Origin of the sequence: Sinorhizobium chiapasense (assembly GCF_036488675.1) — a bacterium.
Lineage (GTDB): Bacteria > Pseudomonadota > Alphaproteobacteria > Rhizobiales > Rhizobiaceae > Sinorhizobium > Sinorhizobium chiapasense.
In genome coordinates this window covers 3018271-3040309 of record NZ_CP133148.1, presented here as the reverse complement: position 1 = coordinate 3040309, position 22039 = coordinate 3018271, and the positions used below count along the sequence as shown (strand labels likewise).

Genomic DNA, 22039 nt, shown 5'->3' with positions numbered 1-22039 from the left:
CCCTTCACGACACCACTCCGCATTAACTCAGAGATCATTCAATGCTGAGTTGCAATCTTTTTGACAGGTTGGCAAGCTCCACGCGCGTGGAAATGTCGAGCTTGCTATAGATGCTGTGAAGGTGGAGCTTCACGGTGCCGGGTGATATCCCGAGCTGCATGCCAATCTCTCTACTCCGCATTCCCGCTGCAGCAAGGCGTGACACCTCTATTTCGCGCTGTGTCAACACCTCAAGAACCCGGTCGCGCTCGGTCTCTTGTTTACGAATTCGATCGAGCGCGCCCTTCAGCGCCGGATCGTGAAAATAAGTGCCTCCCGCCATGACCTCTCTGATGCAATCCAGCAGCGCGACAGGCGCTTGTTCCTTCAGCACGATGCCGCTAACGCCCAGTTGCATCGCTTCTTCGAGTTGGTCGTCGCCGATGTCCGCAGTAAGGATCACGATCGCTGCGCGGCAGCAGCCGCGTGCGCGACGAACAAACTCGAGGCCGCTCATCTCCGGCATTCGTAAATCGAGAACAACGAGATCAACAGCATCGGAATTCAGGACATCAAGCGCCTGCACGGCGTTTTGACATGTCGCCACGACCCGCCACCCCGGCACGGTCTCGATCAAACGTCGCAGCCCGTCGAGAACGATCAAATGATCATCGACGACTATAACGCGGAGATTTATCGAGGCATCGGAAGCATGATCACCACTCGTGTCCATTCCGCAATCCTATCAATTGCAAGTTTGCCGCCGCGGGCGGCTGTTCGCTCGCGCAAGCTTCTTGGACCCATTTTCTTGTGTTCCAGCTCGGCATGCTCGACACGATCGCCGAAGCCAAAGCCGACCCCATCGTCGTCCACGGTCAGTTCGATCGCTTCCTTGTCGGTTCGCAGTTTGATCCTGACCTTCTGCGCGTGCCCATGGCGCACCGCGTTGGCCGTCGCCTCTGATGTCATGCGCGCCAACTCGTAAATGAGACCCATCGGAAGCCTGACCTTGGCAGGATCGAGTGCGACATCGACATCGATCTGCCATTGCAGCATGAGGCGATCGGCTAAGGCTGCGAATTGGTGCTCCAATTGTGCTTCCGCAGCGTCTCCATGTTCGCGCCCGGGTTCAAGCGCCCGGATGAAGGTGCGCAGTTCCCGCTGTTCGTCGAGTAGCATCGACTGGATTGCCGTCAGCCGTTCCTCCAAGTCGTCCGGCGGTTGATGTCCCATCGGCCGCAGAGACTGGAGCTGCAAGGCAGTGCCCGCCAGGGTTTGAAGAACACCATCATGAAGATCGCGGCCGATTCGAATGCGTTCCTCGACGGCCGCCTCGTCGCTAAGCCGACGAACCAGCATTGCCTGTTCAAAGAGCGCCTTGATGCGATCGGCTATGATTTCGGTGATCGCGACCTCGTCAAGTGTCAGCGCCGGCGGCTCGATGAGAAAGAGACGAGCCTGCAGGTCATCAACCTCGAAATGTACGGAAACCGCGGAAGTCAACGAAAACGCGTCGACAAGCGCAGGGGAGAGGGGCGGCCGCTCATCGGTCCAGGAGTCAAATCGACCGCCACCTTTGTGAATCAGAAGGCGGTTGCGCGCGGCGTCGGAAATCAAAAGACTTCGTTGATGCAGGGTCTTGTCGGTCCATGCTCCAAAAGCGTCCGGGGGCATCTGCGTGACCTTGCAGACGCCATTTTCCCATAACGCCACATATGTCCACGGCTCTTCGCCATCGCTCCAGATGAGCAGCGCGCGCTTAACGAGCATCACATGCGCGGCATACTCCAGCGCAGCAGCGGCGGGCCACTCGCGGCCTTGAGGCAAGGCAGGCGTTCTTTGCACCAGCCTCAACAGCTCGGCGCGCACCGCCTCCTGGTGGGCTCCAAGCCAGATGAGCAGTACCGGTGCCACAAAGATGAACAAAAGCCGCGAAACATTCGTCGTGGTATCAGCGCCCGGATCGAACAGGTCGCGTGTGTCGAAGTATCCGAGATACAGCAGGATCAGCAGACAGATGAGACTGCTCCAGAACGCCCCCCGCCATCTCCAGTGCAAAGTGGCAGACAACAGCGTGAAGGGCATGAGTACGAAAAAGGGACTCGACGTGCCGTCGGTCATCGACATGAACGCGGCGAATGCGACGATATCGATCACGTGGCGTGCAAACGTTCCGCGTACTCTCGAAGCTTCCGTTTGCCAGGCCAGGATGGCAACGATGACGGCGTAGCAGAAATAAACGACAAGCAGCACGTATATCGGTTCGGGCGGCAGCGGCATGTGCACCGAGTCCAGCCATGCGATCCAGATGCTGCCAGCCGCAAGCATGATGCGGCCGATTGCGATCACCTTGTCCGATCGGGCACGGAAGGTGTTCGTCCAAACCATGCGGCCTGAAAGAAGATCCGGCTCGTACGCGTGGCGATCGCGCTGCGACACGCTCGGCGACCTTTCGTCTGCGCGACCATATCCAACGCGCAGTCGATCTGACAGATTGAATGTCCTGAGGATGGCCGTTGTCCATCCCCTGAGAGCCGCCTCAATTGAAGCGCTTATGTTGGCCGAACTGTTCCGCATGAAAGCGGCCACCCGAGTATGAACTGACCCAAGTATCTACTGTCAAAAACTATCTGACGGCTGCGGCGACCAAATCTAGCCTTTTAATACGCCCCTCTGTCTCCCAATGGCGCGAGCATGCATATGCGCTGGGATAAGCTTAATCAGAATGACCGCTAATATACAGCTGGATATATGGATCCGTCGATCCGGTTCACTCTCATGCGATCGAATTTTTCACCGGGCAGCAACCCGATAGGTAGACAGAATGATATTCAGTAGTTTCAGCCGAAATAGCTCTATTGCAGATGCCAAAACCCGGAGGGCCATCGTAACGTTGGCTAATATTCGAAATCCATTTCTTTCTATGCTGTCATCGGCCGCAGATATGCGGCTGTAGAGCATTGAATTGATGCGGATTTGCTGCTCACAAGCCGTTTCTATATCCATCGGCATATTGACCAGGCCTCCCTGCTGTTGCTGTAGTCGGTCATGAATTTAATGCGATTGTGAGGGACTATCGCCCTCGATTTTAATTTACCAGCGTTTGACGCCGGCCGCTTGATTTGAGATGGGTAGCAATGAGCGCGTCGCATGAGCCGATCATAGAAACCATCCCGGAAGGTCCGTCCAACCGTAGTTTCGGCTATACCGTCGGCGGAATTCTTTCTTGCATCGCAGTTTTGAGGTGGTGGCAAGCCGAGCAAGCCACGCCCCTGACTATTGCGTTTGGTTCCGTCGGTATTGCGCTTGTCGCCTTGGCATACCTAGCCCCCGATACTTTGACCGTCGCGAACCGGCTCTGGACCAAACTCGGTCTACTCCTGTTCAAGGTGATCAATCCCGTCGTGATGCTGTTGATTTACGTCACCACGTTCATTCCGATCGGGCTTGTTTTGCGGCTGCGAGGCCACGACCCCTTGGCGCCGGCACTGGACCGTAGCGCGAGCACATACTGGAAAACGAGGCCCGCACACGAGCCAGTGCCCGCGACGATGCGCAACCAGTTCTAAACGTCCACAGAGGGAAGAAGAGATGGAATTCGTCCAGGAGCTTTTCGCCTACATGGGCAACCGAAAGAAGTTCTGGTTGCTTCCGATCCTGATCGTGGTGACGGTTTTCGGAACGCTGGTGGTCCTCACACAGGGCACCGCCGTCGCACCGTTCATCTACACTCTGTTCTGATGCGGGGGCCGTCGTGCGCGTTCTGGGCATTTCCGCCTTTTATCACGACAGCGCGGCGGCTCTGGTCGAAGACGGCCGCGTCATCGCGGCCGCGCAGGAGGAACGCTTCACTCGAAAGAAGCACGACCCGAGTTTTCCCGCGCGGGCAATAGAATACTGCCTGGCGGAAGCGCGCTGTGGCATAAGCGATATCGATCATGTCGTGTTTTATGACAAGCCGTTCTTGAAATTCGAGCGTCTTCTCGAGACCTATCTTGCGACGAGCCCGAGGGGGTTTCGTTCCTTCAAGATTGCGATGCCGGTATGGATCAAGGAGAAGCTTTTTCAAAAGAAGCTCCTTCGCAGGGACCTAGGCAGGCTTGCGGGGGTGAAGGAATGGCCGGGGTCGCTGCTCTTTACCGAGCATCATCTGGCGCACGCGGCGAGCGCGTACTTTCCTTCTCCCTTCCCAAGGGCGGCGGTATTGACCATGGACGGCGTCGGCGAATGGTGCACGACATCCCTTGGCCATGGCCGCGACAATCACCTTGAAATATTGAAGGAAATCCATTTCCCCCATTCCCTGGGCCTGCTTTATTCCGCCTTCACCTACTACACTGGCTTCAAGGTGAACTCCGGCGAGTACAAGCTGATGGGGCTCGCGCCGTATGGCCGGCCGCGCTTTGTCCAGACCATCCTCGACCATCTTATCGACCTCAAGGAGGATGGCTCGTTTCGGCTTGATCAGCGCTATTTCGACTATTGCACCGGTCTCACGATGACGTCGCCGGCCTTTCATCGCTTGTTCGGCGGCGAGCCGCGCAAGCCGGAATCCCCGCTCACCCAGCGCGAGATGGATCTGGCGGCGTCGATCCAGAGCGTCACGGAAGAGGTCGTGTTGCGGCTCGCACGGTTCGCGAAGCGGGAAACCAATGAAAGAAACCTTTGCCTGGCGGGCGGCGTCGCGCTCAACTGCGTTGCCAACGGCAAGCTCCTCAAGGAAGGCCTCTTCGAGGACATCTGGATACAGCCCGCGGCCGGCGATGCAGGCGGCGCCTTGGGTGCGGCACTCGCCGTATGGCATGACTATCTGAACAAGCCTCGCGCCACAAACGGTGGAGACAGCATGGCCGGGGCCTATCTCGGCCCGAGCTACGCACAAGGTGAAATCGAACAACGCCTTACTGCGGCCGGCGCGACCTACCGGGTTCTGTCCGACGCCGAAATCACGGCAGACACGGTCGAGGCCCTTGTGGAGGAAAAGGCCGTTGGCTGGATGCAGGGCCGCATGGAGTTCGGGCCGCGCGCGCTCGGAGGACGCTCGATACTCGGTGATCCGCGCTCGCCGACGATGCAGAAGACGCTCAATCTCAAAGTCAAATACAGGGAGAGCTTCCGCCCCTTTGCGCCCTCGGTTCGCCGTGAGGACGTGGCCGACTGGTTCGATCTCGATGCCGACAGCCCCTATATGTTGCTTGTCGCCGACGTGTTGGAGAGCCGGAGGCTATATGCCAACCATCCGCAGGAGCAGTTGTTCGGCATCGACTTGCTGAATGTGCCGAGATCAGAGATTCCGGCTGTCACCCACGTCGATTACTCCGCGCGCATCCAGACGGTGCATCGCGAGACCAACCCGCGTTATTGGGATCTCTTGACGGCCTTCAAAGCTCGCACCGGCTGTCCGGTCCTTGTCAACACCAGCTTCAATGTGCGCGGAGAGCCTATCGTCTGCACGCCGGAAGATGCATTACGATGCTTCATGGGCACCGAGATCGAACGCCTCGTGGTCGGCAACTGCATGCTGAAGAAGGAAGACCAGCCCGAACGTCTACGCAAGGATTACAAGGAACAGTTCGAGCTCGATTAGAGCAATTCCAGGAAAAGTGTGTAACGGTTTTCCGTCCGGAATTGCGCAATTTCAAATAGTTAGATCATTTCGCTGTTTCAAAGAAACAATGAAATGATCTAACGGGTCGGCGGCAACCGCCCGTGTTTACCCCGTCTGCTCGACGATCGGCGGAATCTGGATCACTTTCAGGTCCGACGCGCCGGAGTCGATGATCTCGAAGACCGCGTCAAGCATTTTCGGAACGTCCTGGCGAACCATTTCGATGTGGTCGCCAAGCATGGCTACGAAAGGATCCCAGTCGAAGCAGCCGAGGTGCGGCATCCGATCGGCATAATGGCCGGAGCGACGGATCCATCGCATGACGCCTTCAAGCGAAATGGTCGAGTTGACAAACATGCCGCGCGGCAGTGTTCCCACCTTTTCCGCCATCGCCCTCATGGCGTTCTCCGCCTTCTCCGGCGCATAGCCGCATGTCAGGACGAGCGTCTCGTCGACCGCCACCCCCGTTTCGGCGTGGGCGGCGCGGAATCCTCTCACACGCTCCGCTGTGTTGTGGTCGGTGCCGCGCCCGCCGACGAAAAGCAGCGGCGCCTTTTCACCGAACTCCCTCTCGCAGTTCGCCAGCACGCGACGCGTGAGTTCGAGCGCGCCGGCGAAATTGTCCGAGATGACCGACGGCACGCGCGAACCCGGCAGGTCGAGATTTACGGCGCGGACGCCGGCAGCGGAACAGATGTCGGCGATGCGATCCGGATCGGTCGCGCCGGTCGCGATCAGGCAGTCCACCTGGTACGAGAGCATTGCGCGGGCCGCTTCGATTTCCAGTGCGGGATCGCGGCGCGTGCAGGTGATGATCGGGAAGAGGCCTCTCTCGCGGGCCATGGCCTCAAACTGTTCGACGATCGAGCCGAAGTAGCGGTTGTCGTACTTCGGCACGATCATGCCGATGATTTTCGATCGCTCTCGCCGCAGTACGCTCGCCTGCATGTTCAGCGCATAACCCTGTTCCTCGGCGAGCCGGGTGATCTTCTCCGCAAGCTGGACACTGATGCGGCGCTTCTTCCAGTTCCCGCTGAGCACGGCACTCACCGCGCTCGCCGAGGTGCCGGCCAATTCGGCCAGGTCGTAGATCGTTGTCCTTTTCGTCGGAATGCTGCGCTTCACGAATTTTGATCTCCATTTTCGAACGCCACCTTGACACCAAAGAAGTTCAGTGGCAATTCTGCTTCATCGATTGAGCAAGCGAGCACAATCGATGAAGCCGCCAGTTTCAACAGAAGCTGGGCAGGGAGGGAGTCAGACAGGAATCATAAAACCAAGCGCTGCAGCGTTAGCTGCGGCGAGCGACCGGCTGCGCCCTGATGGACTGTAGATGCCGTCCGGAATTTGTCGCCAGACGACACCGCGATATCTTGAGGGGGTCGCCCTTCAAAAGCTTCAGGACGCCGGCGAAAATCAACCGTGGAGGAAACTTATGAAGACGATCTATTACTTGCTTGCCTCGACCGGCCTTGCCGTGTCGCTCAACAGCTCGGCCGTAGCGCAGGAAGCGGCCACCGTTGCCTTCCTGATGCCGGACCAGGCCTCGACCCGCTACGAAGAGCATGATTATCCAGGTTTCAAGGCGGAGATGGAGAAGCTCTGCCCCAGCTGCACCGTCATCTATCAGAACGCCAATGCGGACGTGGCGCTTCAGCAGCAGCAGTTCAACTCCGTGATCGCTCAGGGCGCCAAGGTCGTGGTGCTCGATCCGGTTGACTCCGCCGCAGCCGCCGCGCTCGTCGAAATCGCCCATTCCCAGGACGTCAAGGTGATCGCCTATGACCGTCCGATCCCGGACAAGCCGGCGGACTATTACGTTTCGTTCGACAATGAAGGCATCGGCCGCGCGATCGCGCAGTCGCTGGTCGAGCATTTGAAGGCGGCCGGGGTTCCCGATGGTTCCGGCGTGCTGCAAATCAACGGTTCGCCGACCGATGCGGCGGCCGGCCTCATTCGCGACGGCATCGACTCCGCCCTCGATGCATCCGGCTACAAGACGCTCGCCGAATTCGACACGCCGGACTGGGCGCCGCCGAAGGCGCAGGAATGGGCCGCGGGCCAGATCACCCGTTTCGGCGATCAGATTACGGGGATTGTCGCGGCTAACGATGGAACCGGCGGCGGCGCCATCGCGGCGCTCAAGGCGGCAGGCGTCAAGCCTGTGCCGCCCGTCACCGGCAATGATGCGACGATTGCGGCCCTGCAGTTGATCATCTCCGGTGATCAGTACAATACGATCTCCAAGCCTTCCGAGATCGTGGCGGCGGCTGCCGCCAATGTCGCCGTGAAGCTGATCAAGGGCGAAACGCCGGAAGCGCCCCACAAGCTGTACGAAACGCCTTCGCAGCTCTTCATTCCTGCGGTCGTCACGGCCGAAAACATCAAGGCCGAGATCTTCGACAAGAAGATCAACACGCCGGAAGAGATCTGCACCGGCGAATATGTTGAGGGCTGCCGCAAACTCGGCATCATGAACTGAGACTCTGACTGTTGTTGTGTTCGGCCGCAGGATGCGGCCGAGCACGTCTCCGAGATCGCGATGATTTTTGGTCGACCCATAATCATGGCCGTGATGGATTCTAACAACTTGGAACGGGATGCCTGGCGGAATCGCTCGTACGTTTCCTTGATCCCGCTCCACTGCCTGTTTCCCTAAATCGCATCCGATTTAAGGGTAGAAACATGCAGCAATTCAAAGCGCTACAGCGTTTTTCCGCGCCTGATGCGCGGCGCCGTAGTCGAAAGGTCGAAAGGCGATGACACGCGATATCCAGAATGCTCTCGCGAAAGGTGAGCCTGTGCTGCGTCTTCGCGGCATATCCAAGAATTTTGGCGCCGTATCCGCGCTCACCGACATCGAGCTCGACGTCAACGCGGGCGAAGTCGTCGCGTTGGTCGGAGACAACGGCGCCGGCAAGTCGACGCTCGTCAAAATCCTCGCCGGCGTGCATCAACCATCCGCGGGCTCGATCGAGTTCTGCGGGGAAGGCGTGACGCTCGACAATCCCGCAAAGGCGCTTGGCCTCGGGATTGCGACGGTCTTCCAGGACCTGGCGCTGTGCGAAAATCTCGATGTCGTGGCGAACCTGTTCCTCGGCCACGAGCTGGCCCCCTGGCAACTCGACGAAGTCGCGATGGAAGTGCGCGCCTGGACGCTTCTGCGGGAGCTGGCCGCGCGCATCCCGTCCGTGCGCCAGCCGATCGCGTCGCTCTCCGGCGGCCAGCGCCAGACCGTGGCGATCGCGCGCTCGCTGCTTCTGGATCCCAAGCTCATCATGCTCGATGAGCCGACGGCGGCGCTCGGCGTCGCCCAGACCGCCGAAGTCCTCAACCTGATCGAACGCGTCCGCGACCGCGGGCTCGGCGTAATCATCATCAGCCACAACATGGAAGACGTGCGCGCCGTGGCGGATCGCATCGTCGTACTACGGCTTGGCCGGAACAACGGCGTCTTCCTGCCGGACGCGTCCAACCATGACCTCGTCACCGCGATCACCGGTGCCACGGAGAACGCCGTTTCTCGTCGTCTCGACCGCAAGACCGGCCTCGCCAACGAGCAGAGCGGAGGAGCCGCATGAGCCAGAATCCTTCGAACACCGCTGTCCAGACCCAGCAGAGGCTTGACCGCAGCGATGAACGTGTGCGCCACGACGAGGGAATCCTCGACATGGTATGGGGCTTCATTGATCGCGTCCGGTCGGGCGACCTCGGCATGCTGCCGGTCGCGGTAGGCCTCATTGTCATATCGATCATCTTTTCAGCACTCAATCCGGTCTTTCTTGCTCCCAACAACCTGGTGAACCTGCTCTTCGATTGCGCCACTGTGGGCGTGATCTCGCTGGGGATCATTTGCGTGCTTGTGCTAGGCGAAATCGATCTTTCGGTGGGCTCCATGAGCGGCCTGGCCTCGGCGATGATCGGGGTGTTGTGGGTGAATTCCGGCTGGCCGATCGCCGCAGCAATATTCGCGGCGCTTCTGGTCGGCGCCGCAGTCGGACTAATCTATGCAACCCTCTACAACCGGCTCGGTATGCCGAGCTTCATCGCCACGCTCGCTGGTCTTCTCGCGCTGCTGGGCATGCAGCTCTATATCCTCGGCCCAACCGGTTCGATCAACCTGCCATACGCTTCCTCGCTCGTCCGCTTCGGACAGATAATGATTATGCCCGACTGGCTCTCCCACACGCTGGCGCTAGTGCCGGGCCTGGTGATGATCGGCAAGGGTATGCGCACGATGCGCCAGCGGCAGGCGGCGAACCTCTCCGCACAGCCACTCGGTGCGCTGATCATCAAGGCGGTCGTGCTTACGGTCGCGCTTGAAGTGGCAGTCTTCTATCTCAATCTCGGCCGCGGCGTGCCGTGGATGTTTGGCCTGTTCGTCGCTCTTGCCGTGATCCTCAATTACGCGTTGACGCGTACGAAGTGGGGCCGGTCGATGTTCGCGGTCGGCGGCAACCGGGAGGCCGCGCGCCGGTCCGGCATCAACGTCCGCCGGATCTACATGAGCGCCTTCGTTCTCTGCTCCACACTCGCCACTCTGGGTGGCATCCTGTCGGCATCACGTCTTGCCTCCTCGAGCCAGCAGGCCGGCACGGGCGATGTCAATCTCAACGCAATCGCGGCGGCCGTCATCGGCGGCACCAGCCTCTTCGGCGGGCGTGGCAGTGCCTATTCGGCTCTGCTTGGCATCATCGTCATCCAGGCGATCTCGAACGGTCTGACGCTGCTCAATCTAAGCTCGTCGCTCCGCTACATGATCACCGGCGGCGTTCTGGCAATCGCTGTCATCGTCGACTCGTTGGCCCGTCGTTCGCGTGTCAGCCACGGACGCGCGTGATCCCAATCTATTGGAATGGAGTTCTCAATATGGCTGACCTCATGAAAGGCAAGGTTGCCGCCATCACAGGCGCGGCATCGGGCATCGGGCTGGAATGCGCCCGCACACTCCTTGCGGAAGGGGCGAAAGTCGTCCTCGTCGATCGCGCGCGGGACAAGCTGGAACAGCTCTGTGCCGAGCTCGGGGAGAACGCTCTGCCGCTGGTCGTAGATCTTCTGAAGCCTGCCGAAGTCTCCGGCATGCTTCCGAGAATCCTCGATATCGCCGGGAAGCTCGACGTCTTCCACGCAAATGCCGGTGCCTATATCGGCGGTCCGGTGGCCGAAGGCGATCCGGACGCATGGGACCGGATGCTCAACCTCAACATCAATGCGGCGTTCCGCTCGGTCCACGCGGTGCTGCCCTACATGATCGAGCAGAAATCGGGCGACATCCTCTTCACGAGTTCGATTGCGGGCGTCGTCCCTGTCGTCTGGGAGCCGATCTACACGGCATCGAAATTTGCCGTGCAGGCCTTCGTGCACAGCACCCGGCGGCAGGTGGCGCCACATGGCGTACGCGTCGGGGCCGTGTTGCCTGGGCCCGTGGTGACGGCACTGCTCGACGACTGGCCCAAGGCGAAGATGGAAGAGGCACTCGCCAACGGCAGCCTCATGCAGCCGAAGGAAGTGGCGGATGCGGTGCTTTTCATGCTGACGCGTCCGCGCAACGTCACGATCCGCGATCTGGTGATCCTGCCCAACAGCGTCGATCTCTGATTACCTCCGACGGCGCGAGGCTCAGGCCTCCGCCGATCCACGTTCCTGATTGCAGGCGGTAGACCATGACCAACACTTCTTCCGCACGCCCTGCGGGCGGCGAACGATATCTCATCGGCGTTGACGTCGGGACCGGAAGCGCCAGAGCTGGCCTTTTCGACCTGACCGGTCGGCTGCTGGCGTCGGGCAAGCGCGACATCACGCTGTTTCGCGAGGCCGGTTCCATCGTCGAGCAGTCGAGCGCAGAGATCTGGTCTGCCGTCTGCGCAGCCGTTCGCGAGGCGGTTTCCGCAGCAGGCGTCGATCCCGCAAAAGTGGCAAGCATCGGTTTCGACGCGACCTGCTCGCTCGTCGTCCTTGGCGACGACGGGCGGTCACTTCCGGTCGGACCGTCGGAGGACCCTCAGCGCGATATCATCGTCTGGATGGACCACCGCGCCGTCGACCAGGCGGAGCGCATCAACGCCAAGGGGCACGATGTGCTGCGCTATGTCGGTGGGCGCATATCGCCCGAGATGGAGACGCCGAAGCTTCTCTGGCTCAGCGAAAACCGTCCCCATGTCTTTGATGCCGCCTGGCAATTCTTCGACCTTGCGGATTTCCTGACCTGGCGGGCAACGGGCGACCTTGCCCGTTCCACATGCACGGTGACGTGCAAGTGGACCTATCTCGCGCACGAGAGGCGCTGGGATCCGGACTATTTCCGCGCTATCGGCCTTGGTCAGCTCGCGGATGAAGACTTTTTGCGCATAGGCCAGCATGTCGTGGAGCCAGGTACGCCGGTTGGAAACGGGCTGACGGACCGCGCCGCCGAGGAACTGGGTCTCGCACCCGGCACGCCGGTCGGAGCCGGCATGATCGACGCCCATGCCGGCGGCATCGGAACAGTCGGTGTTGACGGCCCCCCGGAGAGCAACCTGGCTTATGTCTTCGGAACCTCCTCCTGCACGATGACGTCTACGTCGGAGCCGGTTTTCGTGCCCGGCGTGTGGGGACCTTACTATTCGGCGATGGTGCCGGGGATGTGGCTGAACGAGGGCGGCCAGTCCGCGGCAGGCGCTGCGATCGAGCAGCTTCTGTCGTTCCACCCAGCGACTGGCGAGGCACTGGAGCTGGCAGAGCGTCGCGGTGTCTCGCTGCCCGTCCTTCTGGCTGAGCTTGCCGCGCAGAAGGCCCAGACGCTCTCGGGAGCGGTCGAGGTGGCCGGCGGGCTCCATGTCGTTCCGGAATTTCTCGGCAACCGCGCGCCTTTTGCCGATCCGCATGCCCGCGCGGTGGTCGCAGGGCTCGGCATGGAGAGGGATCTCGACAATCTCGTGTCGCTCTACGTGGCCGGATTATGCGGCATCGGCTACGGGCTGCGGCAGATCATCGATACGCAAGCGTCGTCCGGCGCTCTGATCGACCAGATCGTCATCAGCGGAGGCGCCGGCCAGCTTGATCTCGTCCGACAGCTCCTGGCGGACGCGACCGGAAAGCCCGTTCTGGCGACGCGCTCCGAGGAGCCTGTGCTTCTCGGTGCGGCCATCCTCGGAAGCGTCGCGGCGGACCAATTCCCGGACGTTCGCTCGGCGATGGCAAGGCTTTCCGGCACGGATCGCACTTACGCACCTGCCGGTGGCGAAATCGCAGCGCTTCATGCGCTGAGATACGACGCCTTCAAGAAGCTTCAGTCGCTGGCGCGCGAGATCCGGTAGGCTTGTCTCGAACCCGCTGCGGGTCGGGCGAAGCGGCTCCCGCGGTACGGGCGTCAGCGCCAGCCAAGAGCTGGGGCAACGTGCGTCAGGATCGCCTCGATGACATGCGCGTTATAGTCGACGCCAAGCTGGTTGGGGACCGTCAGGAGCAGCGTGTCGGCCTCGGCGATCGCCTCGTCCTCTGCCAACTGCTCAACGAGGACGTCCGGCTCGGCGGCGTAGCTCCGACCGAAAATCGCCCGGGTCTTCTCGTCAATGAAACCGATCTTGTCCTCATCCCGGCCACCTCGTCCGAAGTAGGCGCGGTCGCGGTCATCCACCAGTGCGAAGACGCTGCGGCTGACCGACACGCGCGGCTCGCGCTCATGGCCTGCCGCCTTCCATGCCTCGCGAAACGCGCGGATCTGGTCGGCCTGCTGCACATGGAAGGGAAGGCCGGTCTCGTCATCCTTCAGTGTGGAACTCTGCAAATTCATGCCCAGCTTGGCTGCCCAAACGGCGGTCGCATTCGAGCTGGCGCCCCACCAGATCCGTTCGCGCAGACCCTCCGAGTGCGGCTCGATGCGCAGCAGGCCGGGGGGATTGGGAAACATCGGCCGCGGGTTGGGCTGAGCAAAGCCTTCGCCACGCAGCACATCGAGCAGGACCTCCGCATGGCGCCGCGCCATGTCGGCGTCGGTACCGTCCTCGGGCGGCTGGTAGCCGAAGTAACGCCACCCGTCGATCACCTGCTCGGGCGAGCCGCGGCTGACGCCGAGCTGCAGGCGCCCGCCGGCGATGATGTCGGCCGCACCCGCATCCTCGGCCATGTACATCGGGTTCTCGTAGCGCATGTCGATGACCGCGGTGCCGATCTCGATACGGCTGGTCTTTGCGCCAATGGCCGAAAGCAGCGGGAATGGCGAGCCCAGTTGGCGGGCGAAGTGATGCACGCGAAAATACGCCCCGTCCGCGCCGAGTTCCTCCGCCGCGACGGCGAGGTCGATGGACTGCAGCAGCGCGTCAGACGCCGATCGCGTCTGCGAGTGCGGCGAGGGCGCCCAGTGCCCGAACGAGAGAAAGCCGATCTTCTTCATGGTTGTGCAGCCTACTGCATGATTCCTTAAATCGGAATCGGTTTAAGGACAAAATCATGCAGCACTTCAAAGTGCTACAGCGCCGCGCGTCCGATTGGACGCGCGGCGCTGTAAAGGTGTGATGTTGCAGCCATTGCTTCGTGGCACAAATCCGGCTCGGGATACAGGCATACCATTCGTCGCCAAGGCGAACGATCGGACGATGTACCGCGATGACCGCTCAAGCATCCGGCAGCGTGAAGACAGCGCAGGGTGTCGCGATGCCGCGCAACACGTGTTCGCCAAGCGGCACCAGCGGTGTGGTGGTCTCGCCGGCGACCGCACCCGAGATCAGCACCGACTTGCCAAGCGGCCGGCACAGCCCTTCCAACCGGCTGACCAGGTTGACCGCGGGGCCGATGGCGGTGAAATCCAGTCGGTCGGCCGCGCCGATATTGCCCCACAATATCTCGCCGAGATGCAGCGCCACGCCGAAGGGCAGCGGCGCCAACCCCTGCGCCTCACGCGTGGCATCGAGATGGGCCATGCCGGCGCGGGCGGCGACGACCGCGCGCAATGCCGCTCCACAGGCCTCGGCCGGTGTGCTGGAAACGGGAAAGATCGCCAGCAGGCCATCGCCCATGAATTTCAGCACTTCGCCCCCGAAGGCGTGTATTGCCCCGGCGACGCGGTCGAACCAGGCGTCAAGGGTTGCGATCATCGCCTGGGGCTCAGTCGCCTCGGACAGGGCGGTGAAGTTGCGCAGATCGGTACAAAGCAGCACGGCACGGATGGTCTCTCCGGTGCCGCGACTGAGCGCGCCGGCCTGAACCCGGGCGGCGCTACGGCGACCGAGATAGGCCTCGAGCAGCGTCGCAAGTGCCGCCCGTTCGGCCAAGGCAGCCAAGGGCGCGGCGGCAAAGCGTGCGGCCTGGCGCAGACGGTCGATCTCGGCTGGACTAAACGCCCGACTGCCGGCCCAGCCCAGCACCAATCTGTCCAGCGCCGGGCCGACCATATTCTCCTCAACCGGACCAAGCCCGGCAAGCCAGTCGTGTCCGGCCTGGCTGGACGGACCGGCCGCAAAAGCCAGCGCCTCGATCACCGTCCCGGTCTCCGCCCGCCACAGCCAGGTGCGGCGGGCGACGATCGGATGCGGCACCGCCAGTGTCAGGGCGCCACCGGCCAACGGAAGACCGTCTGCCAACAGCCGGCGGCCGAGCTCGGCCAAAAAATTCTCCGGGTCGGGCGACGCGGCGGCCTCGTCGACCAGCCAGGCAAGGGGTGAGGGCAGATCCATGTCGCGATCATAGCGTCACGTTCGCTTACCTGTCATCCGCGCGACTGCACGTTTCCTTGAATCGGAACTATTTCAGGGTAAAAGCTACAGCAAATTCAAAGTGCTACAGCGATCTTTGCGTGCCTGAAATGACGCACGGCGCTATAGGTGTGGCGCGGTCGGCCACGCCGGTCTATCATCGGCCGGCCCCGACCCGACGCTTATCCATGCACCAGGGCCGGGCAGCATATCGCAACCATTGGGGGAGACCGATGCCCGAGGCCCTCGTTGTACGTCGCGAAACACACATTTCAGCGCCACCCGCCGCGGTGTTCGCCCTGCTGACCGATCCTGAAAAGATCCTGCGCTGGATGGGAACGGAGGCAGACGTCGAGCCGGAGCCCGGTGGCCTCTATCTCGTCAATGTCACCGGGGCCCGCTTCGCCCGCGGCTCCTTCCGCGAGGTCGTGCCGGTACATCGCCTAGTGTACAGCTTCGGCTGGGACGACAGCGAGATCGTGCCGCCTGCGTCGAGTCTTGTCGAGATCGACCTCATCGAGCAGCCGGACGGAACGCTGCTGCGGCTCACCCACAGCGGCCTGCCCAATGCCGAGCAGTGCGCAGGCCATGCGGAAGGCTGGGCCCACTACCTCGACCGCCTGGCCGAGGTCGCGGCCGGACGTGAGCCGGGGCCCGATCCCTGGCACGGCCGCACCGGCTGACGCATCGAGCCGCTGCTTAGCCCCGACCGCCCGGCTTCTATTCCGCTCGGGATTGCGTGAGATCGACAGGTCTCCGCGAATACTCCGGCAAGCACCAAGGCTTCTGCGACCGTTGCACGGAGGTCGAAGTCGTGCTTCAAGATGACACGTCACCGACATGCGGAATGGCCTTGGCAGTGCCGGCCCGGATGCATGTTTCTTCGATGAGGCCGGCGAGACCACCAGCCGGCCCGAATTCCATATTGGCGGCGGTTCGCCCGAGAGACTCTCCATGGCACTCAAAGTTGCGGTCCAGATGGACCATATTTCCTCAATCAACATCGCAGGCGATAGCGCCTTTGCCTTGATGCTGGAGGCGCAGGCGCGCGGACACGAGCTTTATCACTACACTCCCGATCGCCTGGCGATGATCGGCGACAATGTCTTTTGTGCGCTGGAACCGGTCGAAGTGCGCGACGAGAAAGGCAACCATTTCGTGCTCGGCGAGAGGCAGCGTGCGAACCTGGCTGACGTCGACGTGGTGCTCATGCGCCAGGATCCGCCATTCGACCTGTCCTACATCGCGGCGACCCATATCCTGGAAAAAATCCATCCCAAGGCCCTCGTGGTCAACGATCCGGCCCAAGTGCGCAACGCGCCGGAGAAACTCTTCGTCACCGAGTTCTCGGACCTGATGCCGCCGACCCTCATCACGCGCGACAAGGCAGAAATTGACCTGTTCCGCGCGGAATATGGCGACATCGTCATGAAACCGCTTTTCGGCCATGGCGGCGCAGCCGTGGTGCGCCTCACCAAGGACGATCTCAACTACGGCTCGCTCTACGATATCTTCGCGACGACCTTCCGTGAGCCCTGGGTCATTCAGCAGTTCCTGCCGAACGTGAAGCACGGAGACAAGCGCATTCTTCTCGTTGACGGCGAGTTCGCGGGCGCGGTGAACCGGGTGCCGGCGGCTGGCGATCTGCGCTCCAACATGGTGCGCGGCGGCGCGCCGACCGTCGCTGACCTGACGAAGAAGGAGCGGGAAATCTGCGAGCGTTTGGGTCCGTCGCTCCGCGAGAAGGGGCTCATTCTCGTCGGCATCGACGTCATCGACGACAAGCTCACCGAAATAAACGTGACGGCGCCGACCGGCATCCGCGCGGTAAGGAAGCTTGGTGGTCCGGACGTGGCCGCAAAAGTGTGGGACGTGCTGGAGGCGAAGCGGGCGGGGTGACGGTCTTCGCGGGTCTATTGAGACGCGCGGCGCTGTAGCGCGGCTTCGTAATAAACCGGCTTCAAATCGGCGTGAGTCTTGGTATCCGCGTGATGATTTCGTCGCGGATCCACCCTAGGGTGAGGCGCATGATCAAGCTGATTGCCGTCTTCCTGTCGTTCTTCGCGTTCCTGCCGGCTGCGATCGCGCAGGAGATCCCTTCCGTCCCGTCGTTGCTCGATGACCTTGCGGACCGCCAGGATCTGACTTCGCTGAAGACGGTCGTGATTGCCCGCGACGGTAAGGTCGTCGCGGAACGCGGCTATCGCGGCCATACGCCCGGGGAATCGACCAACATCAAGTCGGCGTCGAAGTCCATCGTTTCGGCGCTTGTCGGCATTGCGATCGATAAGGGCCTGCTCGAAGGCCCGGACCAGAAAATCGCGCCGATCTTGAAAAGCGACCTGCCGGCATCGCCGGATCCCCGGATCAACGACATCACGATCGGCAACCTGCTTTCGATGCAGGCGGGACTCGGGCGGATGTCCGGGCCAAATTACGGCCGTTGGGTCTCCAGCCGCAACTGGGTTCGATTTGCACTCTCCCAGCCTTTCGACGATGAGCCCGGAGGGCGGATGCTTTATTCGACGGCCTCCACCCATCTTCTTTCGGCGATCCTGACGAAAGTCAGCGGCAAGTCGACCCTGGCGCTTGCGCGTGAGTGGCTCGGTCCGGTCGACGGTTTTCGGATCGGCGCCTGGGAGCGCGATCCGCAGGGTATTTATCTCGGCGGCAACCAGATGGCGATGAGCGCCCGCTCGCTGCTTGCCTTCGGAGAGCTTTACCGCAACCGCGGCAGGACGGCCGAAGGCCGGCAGATCATTCCGGAAGATTGGATCGCGCTCTCATGGCAGGCGCGCACCAATTCGGTTTTCTCGGGCGACGCCTATGGCTATGGCTGGTTCGCACGGCAGATCGGCGGCGAGGACGTGCATTTCGCCTGGGGCTACGGCGGTCAGATGCTCTATATCGTCCCGTCGCTGCAACTGACCGTCGTGATGACCTCGCAGGAGAGCGGGCCTTCGGCGCGCAACGGCTATCGCGACGCGCTGCATGGCGTCATGGCCGAGATCGTAAAAACGGTCCGAGCATCCTGAACGTCGCATGCCCACGGGCGGAAGTGGCCGCGTGGCGCACTGCGGATCGCGTTCAGGGCGCCGCGCCGAAGAACAGGAGCCGCGTCAAGAGCACGTAGGTCGACTCCGAGACCATCATCCCCACGAAAACCAGGACGAGGAGGGGTGGCAGCAAAATCGCGTAGATCAGCGCGAGGCGTTCCCAGGCCATGTGCATGAACACGGCGACGATGAGGCCGGCCTTGAGCATCATGAAGATGATGATCAGCGACCAGCGAAGATATCCCTGCAGTCCGAAATAGTCGACGAGGTAGGAAAAGGTGCTGAGGACGAAAAGCAGTCCCCAGACCAGGAGATAGAGCTTGATCGGGTGCTGCTGATGTTCCGTGTGGGCCACATGTTGCGTGGCATGTGCCTCGGCATGAGCCATGATCCCCTCCTCACCAAAGATAGAAGAATGCAAAGATGAAGACCCAGACCAGATCGACGAAGTGCCAGTAGAGGCCGGTGATCTCGACGATCTCGTAATGACCCTTGCGGCTCGTGAAGAAGCCGCGCCGCTCCGTGTCGAAGTCGCCGCGCCAGACCTTGCGGGCGATGATCAAAAGGAAAATCACGCCGATCGTGACGTGGGTGCCGTGAAAGCCGGTGATCATGAAGAAGGTCGAGCCGAACTGCGCCGCCCCCCAGGGATTGCCCCAGGGCCGCACGCCCTCGGCGATCAGCTTCGACCATTCGAAGGCCTGCATGCCGACGAATGTGGCCCCGAACAGCGCGGTCAGGAGCATAAGCGCGGCGGTCTTGCGCCGGTCGCGGCGGTAACCGCAGTTGACGGCCATCGCCATGGTGCCGCTGCTGGAGATCAGGACGAACGTCATGATGGCGATCAGGATCAGCGGCACGTGGACCCCGCCGATCTCCAGTGCGAAGACCTCGCTCGGGTTCGGCCAGGGCACGGTCGTCGCCATACGCGCCGACATGTAGGCGATCAGGAAGCAGCCGAAAATGAACGTGTCGCTCAGGAGGAAGATCCACATCATGGCCTTTCCCCAGGAGACATTCTTGAAGGCCCGCTGGTCCGAAGCCCAGTCGGCCGCCAAGCCGGCGAGACCGGATGGGCGGGGGAGCGTTTCCAAGGAGGATGGCTTTAGTGGAGCGGACATGTCAGCGTTCCTATGTCAGCAATTGACGGCAGAGATCGACGACGTCGTTGGCCCAACCGGAAAAGAGGGCGAATAGAACCAGCCAGACGGCCAGCATGAAATGCCAGTAGGTGGCGCAAAGCCCGATGGAGAGGTGCGCCCGGCGGTCGATCGGCGCATCCCAAGTGCGCAGGGTGACGCGTCCCAGCGCCGCGAGCCCGCCGACGATGTGCAGGCCATGCATCGCGGTGAGCATGTAGAAAAAGCTGTTGGCCGGGTTGCTGGTCAGAAAATACCCGGCGGAAGAAAGCGCGCGCCAGGCGAAAAGCTGTCCGACGAGGAAGGCGAGGCCTGCCGCGAACGCGACGAGCAGGCTGGTCCGTGCCGCCTCGTCGTTCCGCCGTTCGGCTTCGAGCTTTGCCCAATGCAGGGTTGCGCTGCTCAAGGCAAGAATAGCGGTGTTGATCCAGAGAAAGCGCGGCAGCGGCAGCGGCGACCAGTCGGAAGACGCCATGCGCATGAAATAGGCACTGATGAAAAGCGTGAAGAGCGCGCCGACCACGGCGAGAAAGACACCGAGACCGACCTTTGCAGCTGGCACGGGCTCGATGCCGCGACGGTCGTGCCCGTGACCCACTTCCAGCCACGGCTTCGAGGCCAGTCGCTGTTGTGCCAGCCACCAGGCGATGATGACGGCGATGACCGCCAGGAAGACCAACACGACCGTCATGAGGCGGCCTCGTGGGTCACGCGTCCCGGCCCAGGCTGGTTTTGCGGAATGAAGTCCTCGGGCGCGCCGGGCACGCTGTAGTCGTAAGCCCAGCGATAGACGACCGGCAGTTCCTTGCCCCAGTTGCCGTGCGGAGGGGGTGTCACAGGCGTTTGCCATTCAAGCGTCGTCGCGCGCCAGGGGTTGCCGCCGGCTTCCCTGCCGTGGCGCAGGCTCCAGACGAGGTTGAAAAGAAAGACGATCTGGGCGGCGCCGACGACGAGTGCTGCGACGCTGATGAAAGCATTGAGGCTGTGCACCGACTCCGGCACGAACGTCGCTTCGCCGAGTTCGTAGTAGCGGCGCGGGACGCCGACGAGGCCGACATAGTGCATCGGGAAGAAGATCGCATAGGAGCCGAGGAAGGTGATCCAGAAATGCAACTGGCCGAGCGCCTCGTTGAGCATGCGCCCCGTCATCTTCGGATACCAGTGATAGATCGCACCGAAGATGACCAGAATCGGCGCGACGCCCATCACCATGTGGAAATGCGCGACGACGAACATCGTATCGGAGAGCGGTACGTCCACCACGACATTGCCGAGGAAAAGCCCGGTAAGTCCGCCGTTGACGAAGGTGACGATGAAGGCGAGTGCGAAGAGCATCGGCAAGCTCAGGTGGATGTTGCCCCGCCAAAGCGTCAGTACCCAATTGTAGACCTTGATTGCCGTCGGTACTGCGATGATCAGCGTCGTGGTGGCAAAGAAGAAGCCGAAATAGGGGTTCATGCCGCTGACGTACATGTGGTGCGCCCAGACGACCATGGACAGCGCGCCGATGATGACGATCGCCCAAACCATCATGCGATAGCCGAAGATGTTCTTCCGTGCATGCGTGCTGATGAGGTCCGAAACGATGCCGAAGGCCGGCAGCGCGACGATGTAGACCTCCGGGTGACCGAAGAACCAGAAGAGATGCTGGAACAGGATCGGGCTGCCACCGCCATATTGCAGTTGCTCGCCCATCTCGGAGATCGCCGGCATGAAGAAGCTCGTGCCGAGCAATCGATCGAAGAGCATCATGACGCAGGCGACGAATAGTGCCGGGAAGGCGAGCAGGGCCATGACCGTGGCGGTGACGATGCCCCAGACGGTCAGCGGCATGCGCATCAGCGTCATGCCGCGCGCCCGGCCCTGCAGAACCGTGACGACGTAGTTGAGGCCACCCATCGTGAAGCCGATGATGAAGATGATCAGCGAAGAGAGCATCAGGATGATGCCCCAATCCTTGCCGCCGGGCGTATTGGACAAAATTGCCTGGGGCGGGTAAAGCGTCCAGCCGGCCCCGGTCGGTCCGCCGGGAGCGAAGAAGCTTGCGACCAGCACCAGCACCGCGATGAGGTAGATCCAGTAGCTCAGCATGTTCGCGTAGGGAAAGACCATGTCGCGGGCGCCGACCATCAGCGGAATGAGGTAGTTGCCGAAGCCGCCAAGGAAGAGCGCGGTCAGCAGATAGATCACCATGATCATCCCGTGCATGGTGATGAACTGGTAGTAGCGCTCGGCGTCAATGAAGTCGAACGTGCCGGGGAAGCCGAGCTGCAGGCGCATCAGCCACGAGAGGACCAGCGCAACCATGCCGATAGCGATCGCCGTCGTCGCGTATTGGATGGCGATGACTTTCGCGTCCTGGCTGAAAACGTATCGGGTCCACCAGCTGTGCGGATGATAAAGTTCAACATCCTCGACTTCGGCGGGCGGGACCGCTTCGCCAATACCGGACCGGACGTCGACCATCATATTCCTCCCAGCTTTCTACCTAGAGCGCCGCGCGTCTTATCAGACGCGCAAAGGGCGCTGTAACACTTTGAATTGCTGCATGTTTTTGTCCTTAAATCGGCCAGGATTTAAGGAAGCATG

At 61.6% G+C, this 22039-nt stretch carries 20 protein-coding genes; 11 read left to right on the top strand and 9 right to left on the bottom strand.

The window, feature by feature from the left end:
• Positions 1-34: 34 nt before the first annotated feature.
• Both RB548_RS14715 and RB548_RS14710 read right to left on the bottom strand, forming a co-directional pair.
• Positions 35-712 (bottom strand): response regulator transcription factor, encoded by a 678-nt coding sequence (locus tag RB548_RS14715; protein WP_331372027.1) that lies wholly within the window; start codon positions 710-712, stop codon positions 35-37.
• Complete coding sequence (locus RB548_RS14710) at positions 673-2328, bottom strand: sensor histidine kinase (RefSeq protein ID WP_331372026.1); 1656 nt, start codon at positions 2326-2328, stop codon at positions 673-675. Before RB548_RS14710 ends, RB548_RS14715 begins: the two co-directional genes overlap by 40 nt.
• Before the next feature lie 788 nt (positions 2329-3116).
• On the opposite strand from RB548_RS14710, the gene RB548_RS14705 reads away from it, so the two are divergent.
• The 3 genes from RB548_RS14705 to RB548_RS14695 are packed head-to-tail and all read left to right on the top strand — an operon-like array spanning position 3117 to position 5566.
• A complete protein-coding gene (locus RB548_RS14705; protein WP_331372025.1) occupies positions 3117-3548 on the top strand; it encodes an SxtJ family membrane protein in 432 nt (143 codons plus the stop codon).
• A 22-nt stretch (positions 3549-3570) separates the two neighbouring features.
• Positions 3571-3720, top strand: a complete 150-nt coding sequence (locus RB548_RS14700) for a DUF5989 family protein (protein ID WP_331372024.1) — start codon at positions 3571-3573, stop codon at positions 3718-3720.
• 13 nt (positions 3721-3733) lie between these two features.
• Complete coding sequence (locus tag RB548_RS14695) at positions 3734-5566, top strand: carbamoyltransferase family protein (RefSeq protein ID WP_331372023.1); 1833 nt, start codon at positions 3734-3736, stop codon at positions 5564-5566.
• A 126-nt stretch (positions 5567-5692) separates the two neighbouring features.
• Here the strand turns inward: RB548_RS14695 and RB548_RS14690 are convergent, their stop codons facing one another.
• Complete coding sequence (locus tag RB548_RS14690) at positions 5693-6712, bottom strand: LacI family DNA-binding transcriptional regulator (protein WP_331372022.1); 1020 nt, start codon at positions 6710-6712, stop codon at positions 5693-5695.
• 310 nt (positions 6713-7022) lie between these two features.
• Between RB548_RS14690 and RB548_RS14685 the strand changes: the two genes are divergently transcribed.
• The 5 genes from RB548_RS14685 to RB548_RS14665 all read left to right on the top strand — a co-directional run bounded on the left by RB548_RS14685 (position 7023) and on the right by RB548_RS14665 (position 12882).
• Positions 7023-8069, top strand: a complete 1047-nt coding sequence (locus RB548_RS14685) for an ABC transporter substrate-binding protein (RefSeq protein WP_331372021.1) — start codon at positions 7023-7025, stop codon at positions 8067-8069.
• Positions 8070-8346: 277 nt separating this feature from the next.
• Positions 8347-9168: an ATP-binding cassette domain-containing protein gene (locus RB548_RS14680; RefSeq protein ID WP_331372020.1), complete on the top strand. Its 822-nt coding sequence runs from the start codon at positions 8347-8349 to the stop codon at positions 9166-9168.
• Entirely contained in the window at positions 9165-10427 is a 1263-nt protein-coding gene (locus RB548_RS14675; RefSeq protein WP_331372019.1) for a sugar ABC transporter permease, read from the top strand. Before RB548_RS14680 ends, RB548_RS14675 begins: the two co-directional genes overlap by 4 nt.
• Positions 10428-10456: 29 nt before the next feature.
• Positions 10457-11185 (top strand): SDR family oxidoreductase, encoded by a 729-nt coding sequence (locus RB548_RS14670; protein ID WP_331372018.1) that lies wholly within the window; start codon positions 10457-10459, stop codon positions 11183-11185.
• Positions 11186-11250: 65 nt separating this feature from the next.
• Positions 11251-12882 (top strand): FGGY-family carbohydrate kinase, encoded by a 1632-nt coding sequence (locus tag RB548_RS14665; protein WP_331372017.1) that lies wholly within the window; start codon positions 11251-11253, stop codon positions 12880-12882.
• Between the two features lie 53 nt (positions 12883-12935).
• Here RB548_RS14665 and RB548_RS14660 read toward each other — a convergent pair whose 3' ends face one another.
• Together RB548_RS14660 and RB548_RS14655 are read right to left on the bottom strand one after the other, a co-directional pair.
• Entirely contained in the window at positions 12936-13958 is a 1023-nt protein-coding gene (locus tag RB548_RS14660) for an LLM class flavin-dependent oxidoreductase (RefSeq protein ID WP_331372016.1), read from the bottom strand.
• A 220-nt stretch (positions 13959-14178) separates the two neighbouring features.
• Positions 14179-15237 (bottom strand): adenylate/guanylate cyclase domain-containing protein, encoded by a 1059-nt coding sequence (locus RB548_RS14655; RefSeq protein WP_331372015.1) that lies wholly within the window; start codon positions 15235-15237, stop codon positions 14179-14181.
• Between the two features lie 251 nt (positions 15238-15488).
• Here RB548_RS14655 and RB548_RS14650 point away from each other — a divergent pair, with 251 nt between their 5' ends.
• The 3 genes from RB548_RS14650 to RB548_RS14640 all read left to right on the top strand — a co-directional run bounded on the left by RB548_RS14650 (position 15489) and on the right by RB548_RS14640 (position 18290).
• Positions 15489-15938, top strand: a complete 450-nt coding sequence (locus tag RB548_RS14650) for an SRPBCC family protein (protein WP_331372014.1) — start codon at positions 15489-15491, stop codon at positions 15936-15938.
• A 271-nt stretch (positions 15939-16209) separates the two neighbouring features.
• Positions 16210-17154 (top strand): glutathione synthase, encoded by a 945-nt coding sequence (gene gshB, locus RB548_RS14645; RefSeq protein WP_331372013.1) that lies wholly within the window; start codon positions 16210-16212, stop codon positions 17152-17154.
• Between the two features lie 128 nt (positions 17155-17282).
• Entirely contained in the window at positions 17283-18290 is a 1008-nt protein-coding gene (locus RB548_RS14640; RefSeq protein WP_331372012.1) for a serine hydrolase domain-containing protein, read from the top strand.
• A gap of 52 nt (positions 18291-18342) precedes the next feature.
• Here RB548_RS14640 and RB548_RS14635 read toward each other — a convergent pair whose 3' ends face one another.
• Genes RB548_RS14635 through ctaD form a run of 4 tightly spaced genes read right to left on the bottom strand, consistent with a single transcriptional unit; the run spans position 18343 to position 21919 of the window.
• The gene (locus RB548_RS14635; RefSeq protein ID WP_331372011.1) at positions 18343-18699 is read right to left on the bottom strand and encodes a cytochrome C oxidase subunit IV family protein; all 357 of its coding nucleotides are present in this window, start codon (positions 18697-18699) and stop codon (positions 18343-18345) included.
• 10 nt (positions 18700-18709) lie between these two features.
• A complete protein-coding gene (locus tag RB548_RS14630) occupies positions 18710-19432 on the bottom strand; it encodes a heme-copper oxidase subunit III family protein (protein ID WP_331372010.1) in 723 nt (240 codons plus the stop codon).
• Positions 19433-19442: 10 nt separating this feature from the next.
• Positions 19443-20141, bottom strand: coding sequence for a cytochrome c oxidase subunit 3 (locus RB548_RS14625; RefSeq protein ID WP_331372009.1), 699 nt, complete (start codon positions 20139-20141; stop codon positions 19443-19445).
• A complete protein-coding gene (ctaD, locus tag RB548_RS14620; protein ID WP_331372008.1) occupies positions 20138-21919 on the bottom strand; it encodes a cytochrome c oxidase subunit I in 1782 nt (593 codons plus the stop codon). Before ctaD ends, RB548_RS14625 begins: the two co-directional genes overlap by 4 nt.
• Between the last annotated feature and the right edge of the window lie 120 nt (positions 21920-22039).

Bases quoted from the DNA above. Each gene is read 5' to 3' on its own strand.
- RB548_RS14715 (WP_331372027.1), bottom strand. From the start codon at position 712: ATGGACACGAGTGGTGATCATGCTTCCGATGCCTCGATAAATCTCCGC.
- RB548_RS14705 (WP_331372025.1), top strand. From the start codon at position 3,117: ATGAGCGCGTCGCATGAGCCGATCATAGAAACCATCCCGGAAGGTCCG.
- RB548_RS14700 (WP_331372024.1), top strand. From the start codon at position 3,571: ATGGAATTCGTCCAGGAGCTTTTCGCCTACATGGGCAACCGAAAGAAG.
- RB548_RS14685 (WP_331372021.1), top strand. From the start codon at position 7,023: ATGAAGACGATCTATTACTTGCTTGCCTCGACCGGCCTTGCCGTGTCG.
- RB548_RS14680 (WP_331372020.1), top strand. From the start codon at position 8,347: ATGACACGCGATATCCAGAATGCTCTCGCGAAAGGTGAGCCTGTGCTG.
- RB548_RS14675 (WP_331372019.1), top strand. From the start codon at position 9,165: ATGAGCCAGAATCCTTCGAACACCGCTGTCCAGACCCAGCAGAGGCTT.
- RB548_RS14670 (WP_331372018.1), top strand. From the start codon at position 10,457: ATGGCTGACCTCATGAAAGGCAAGGTTGCCGCCATCACAGGCGCGGCA.
- RB548_RS14665 (WP_331372017.1), top strand. From the start codon at position 11,251: ATGACCAACACTTCTTCCGCACGCCCTGCGGGCGGCGAACGATATCTC.
- RB548_RS14660 (WP_331372016.1), bottom strand. From the start codon at position 13,958: ATGAAGAAGATCGGCTTTCTCTCGTTCGGGCACTGGGCGCCCTCGCCG.
- RB548_RS14655 (WP_331372015.1), bottom strand. From the start codon at position 15,237: ATGGATCTGCCCTCACCCCTTGCCTGGCTGGTCGACGAGGCCGCCGCG.
- RB548_RS14650 (WP_331372014.1), top strand. From the start codon at position 15,489: ATGCCCGAGGCCCTCGTTGTACGTCGCGAAACACACATTTCAGCGCCA.
- gshB (WP_331372013.1), top strand. From the start codon at position 16,210: ATGGCACTCAAAGTTGCGGTCCAGATGGACCATATTTCCTCAATCAAC.
- RB548_RS14640 (WP_331372012.1), top strand. From the start codon at position 17,283: ATGATCAAGCTGATTGCCGTCTTCCTGTCGTTCTTCGCGTTCCTGCCG.
- RB548_RS14635 (WP_331372011.1), bottom strand. From the start codon at position 18,699: ATGGCTCATGCCGAGGCACATGCCACGCAACATGTGGCCCACACGGAA.
- RB548_RS14630 (WP_331372010.1), bottom strand. From the start codon at position 19,432: ATGTCCGCTCCACTAAAGCCATCCTCCTTGGAAACGCTCCCCCGCCCA.
- RB548_RS14625 (WP_331372009.1), bottom strand. From the start codon at position 20,141: ATGACGGTCGTGTTGGTCTTCCTGGCGGTCATCGCCGTCATCATCGCC.
- ctaD (WP_331372008.1), bottom strand. From the start codon at position 21,919: ATGATGGTCGACGTCCGGTCCGGTATTGGCGAAGCGGTCCCGCCCGCC.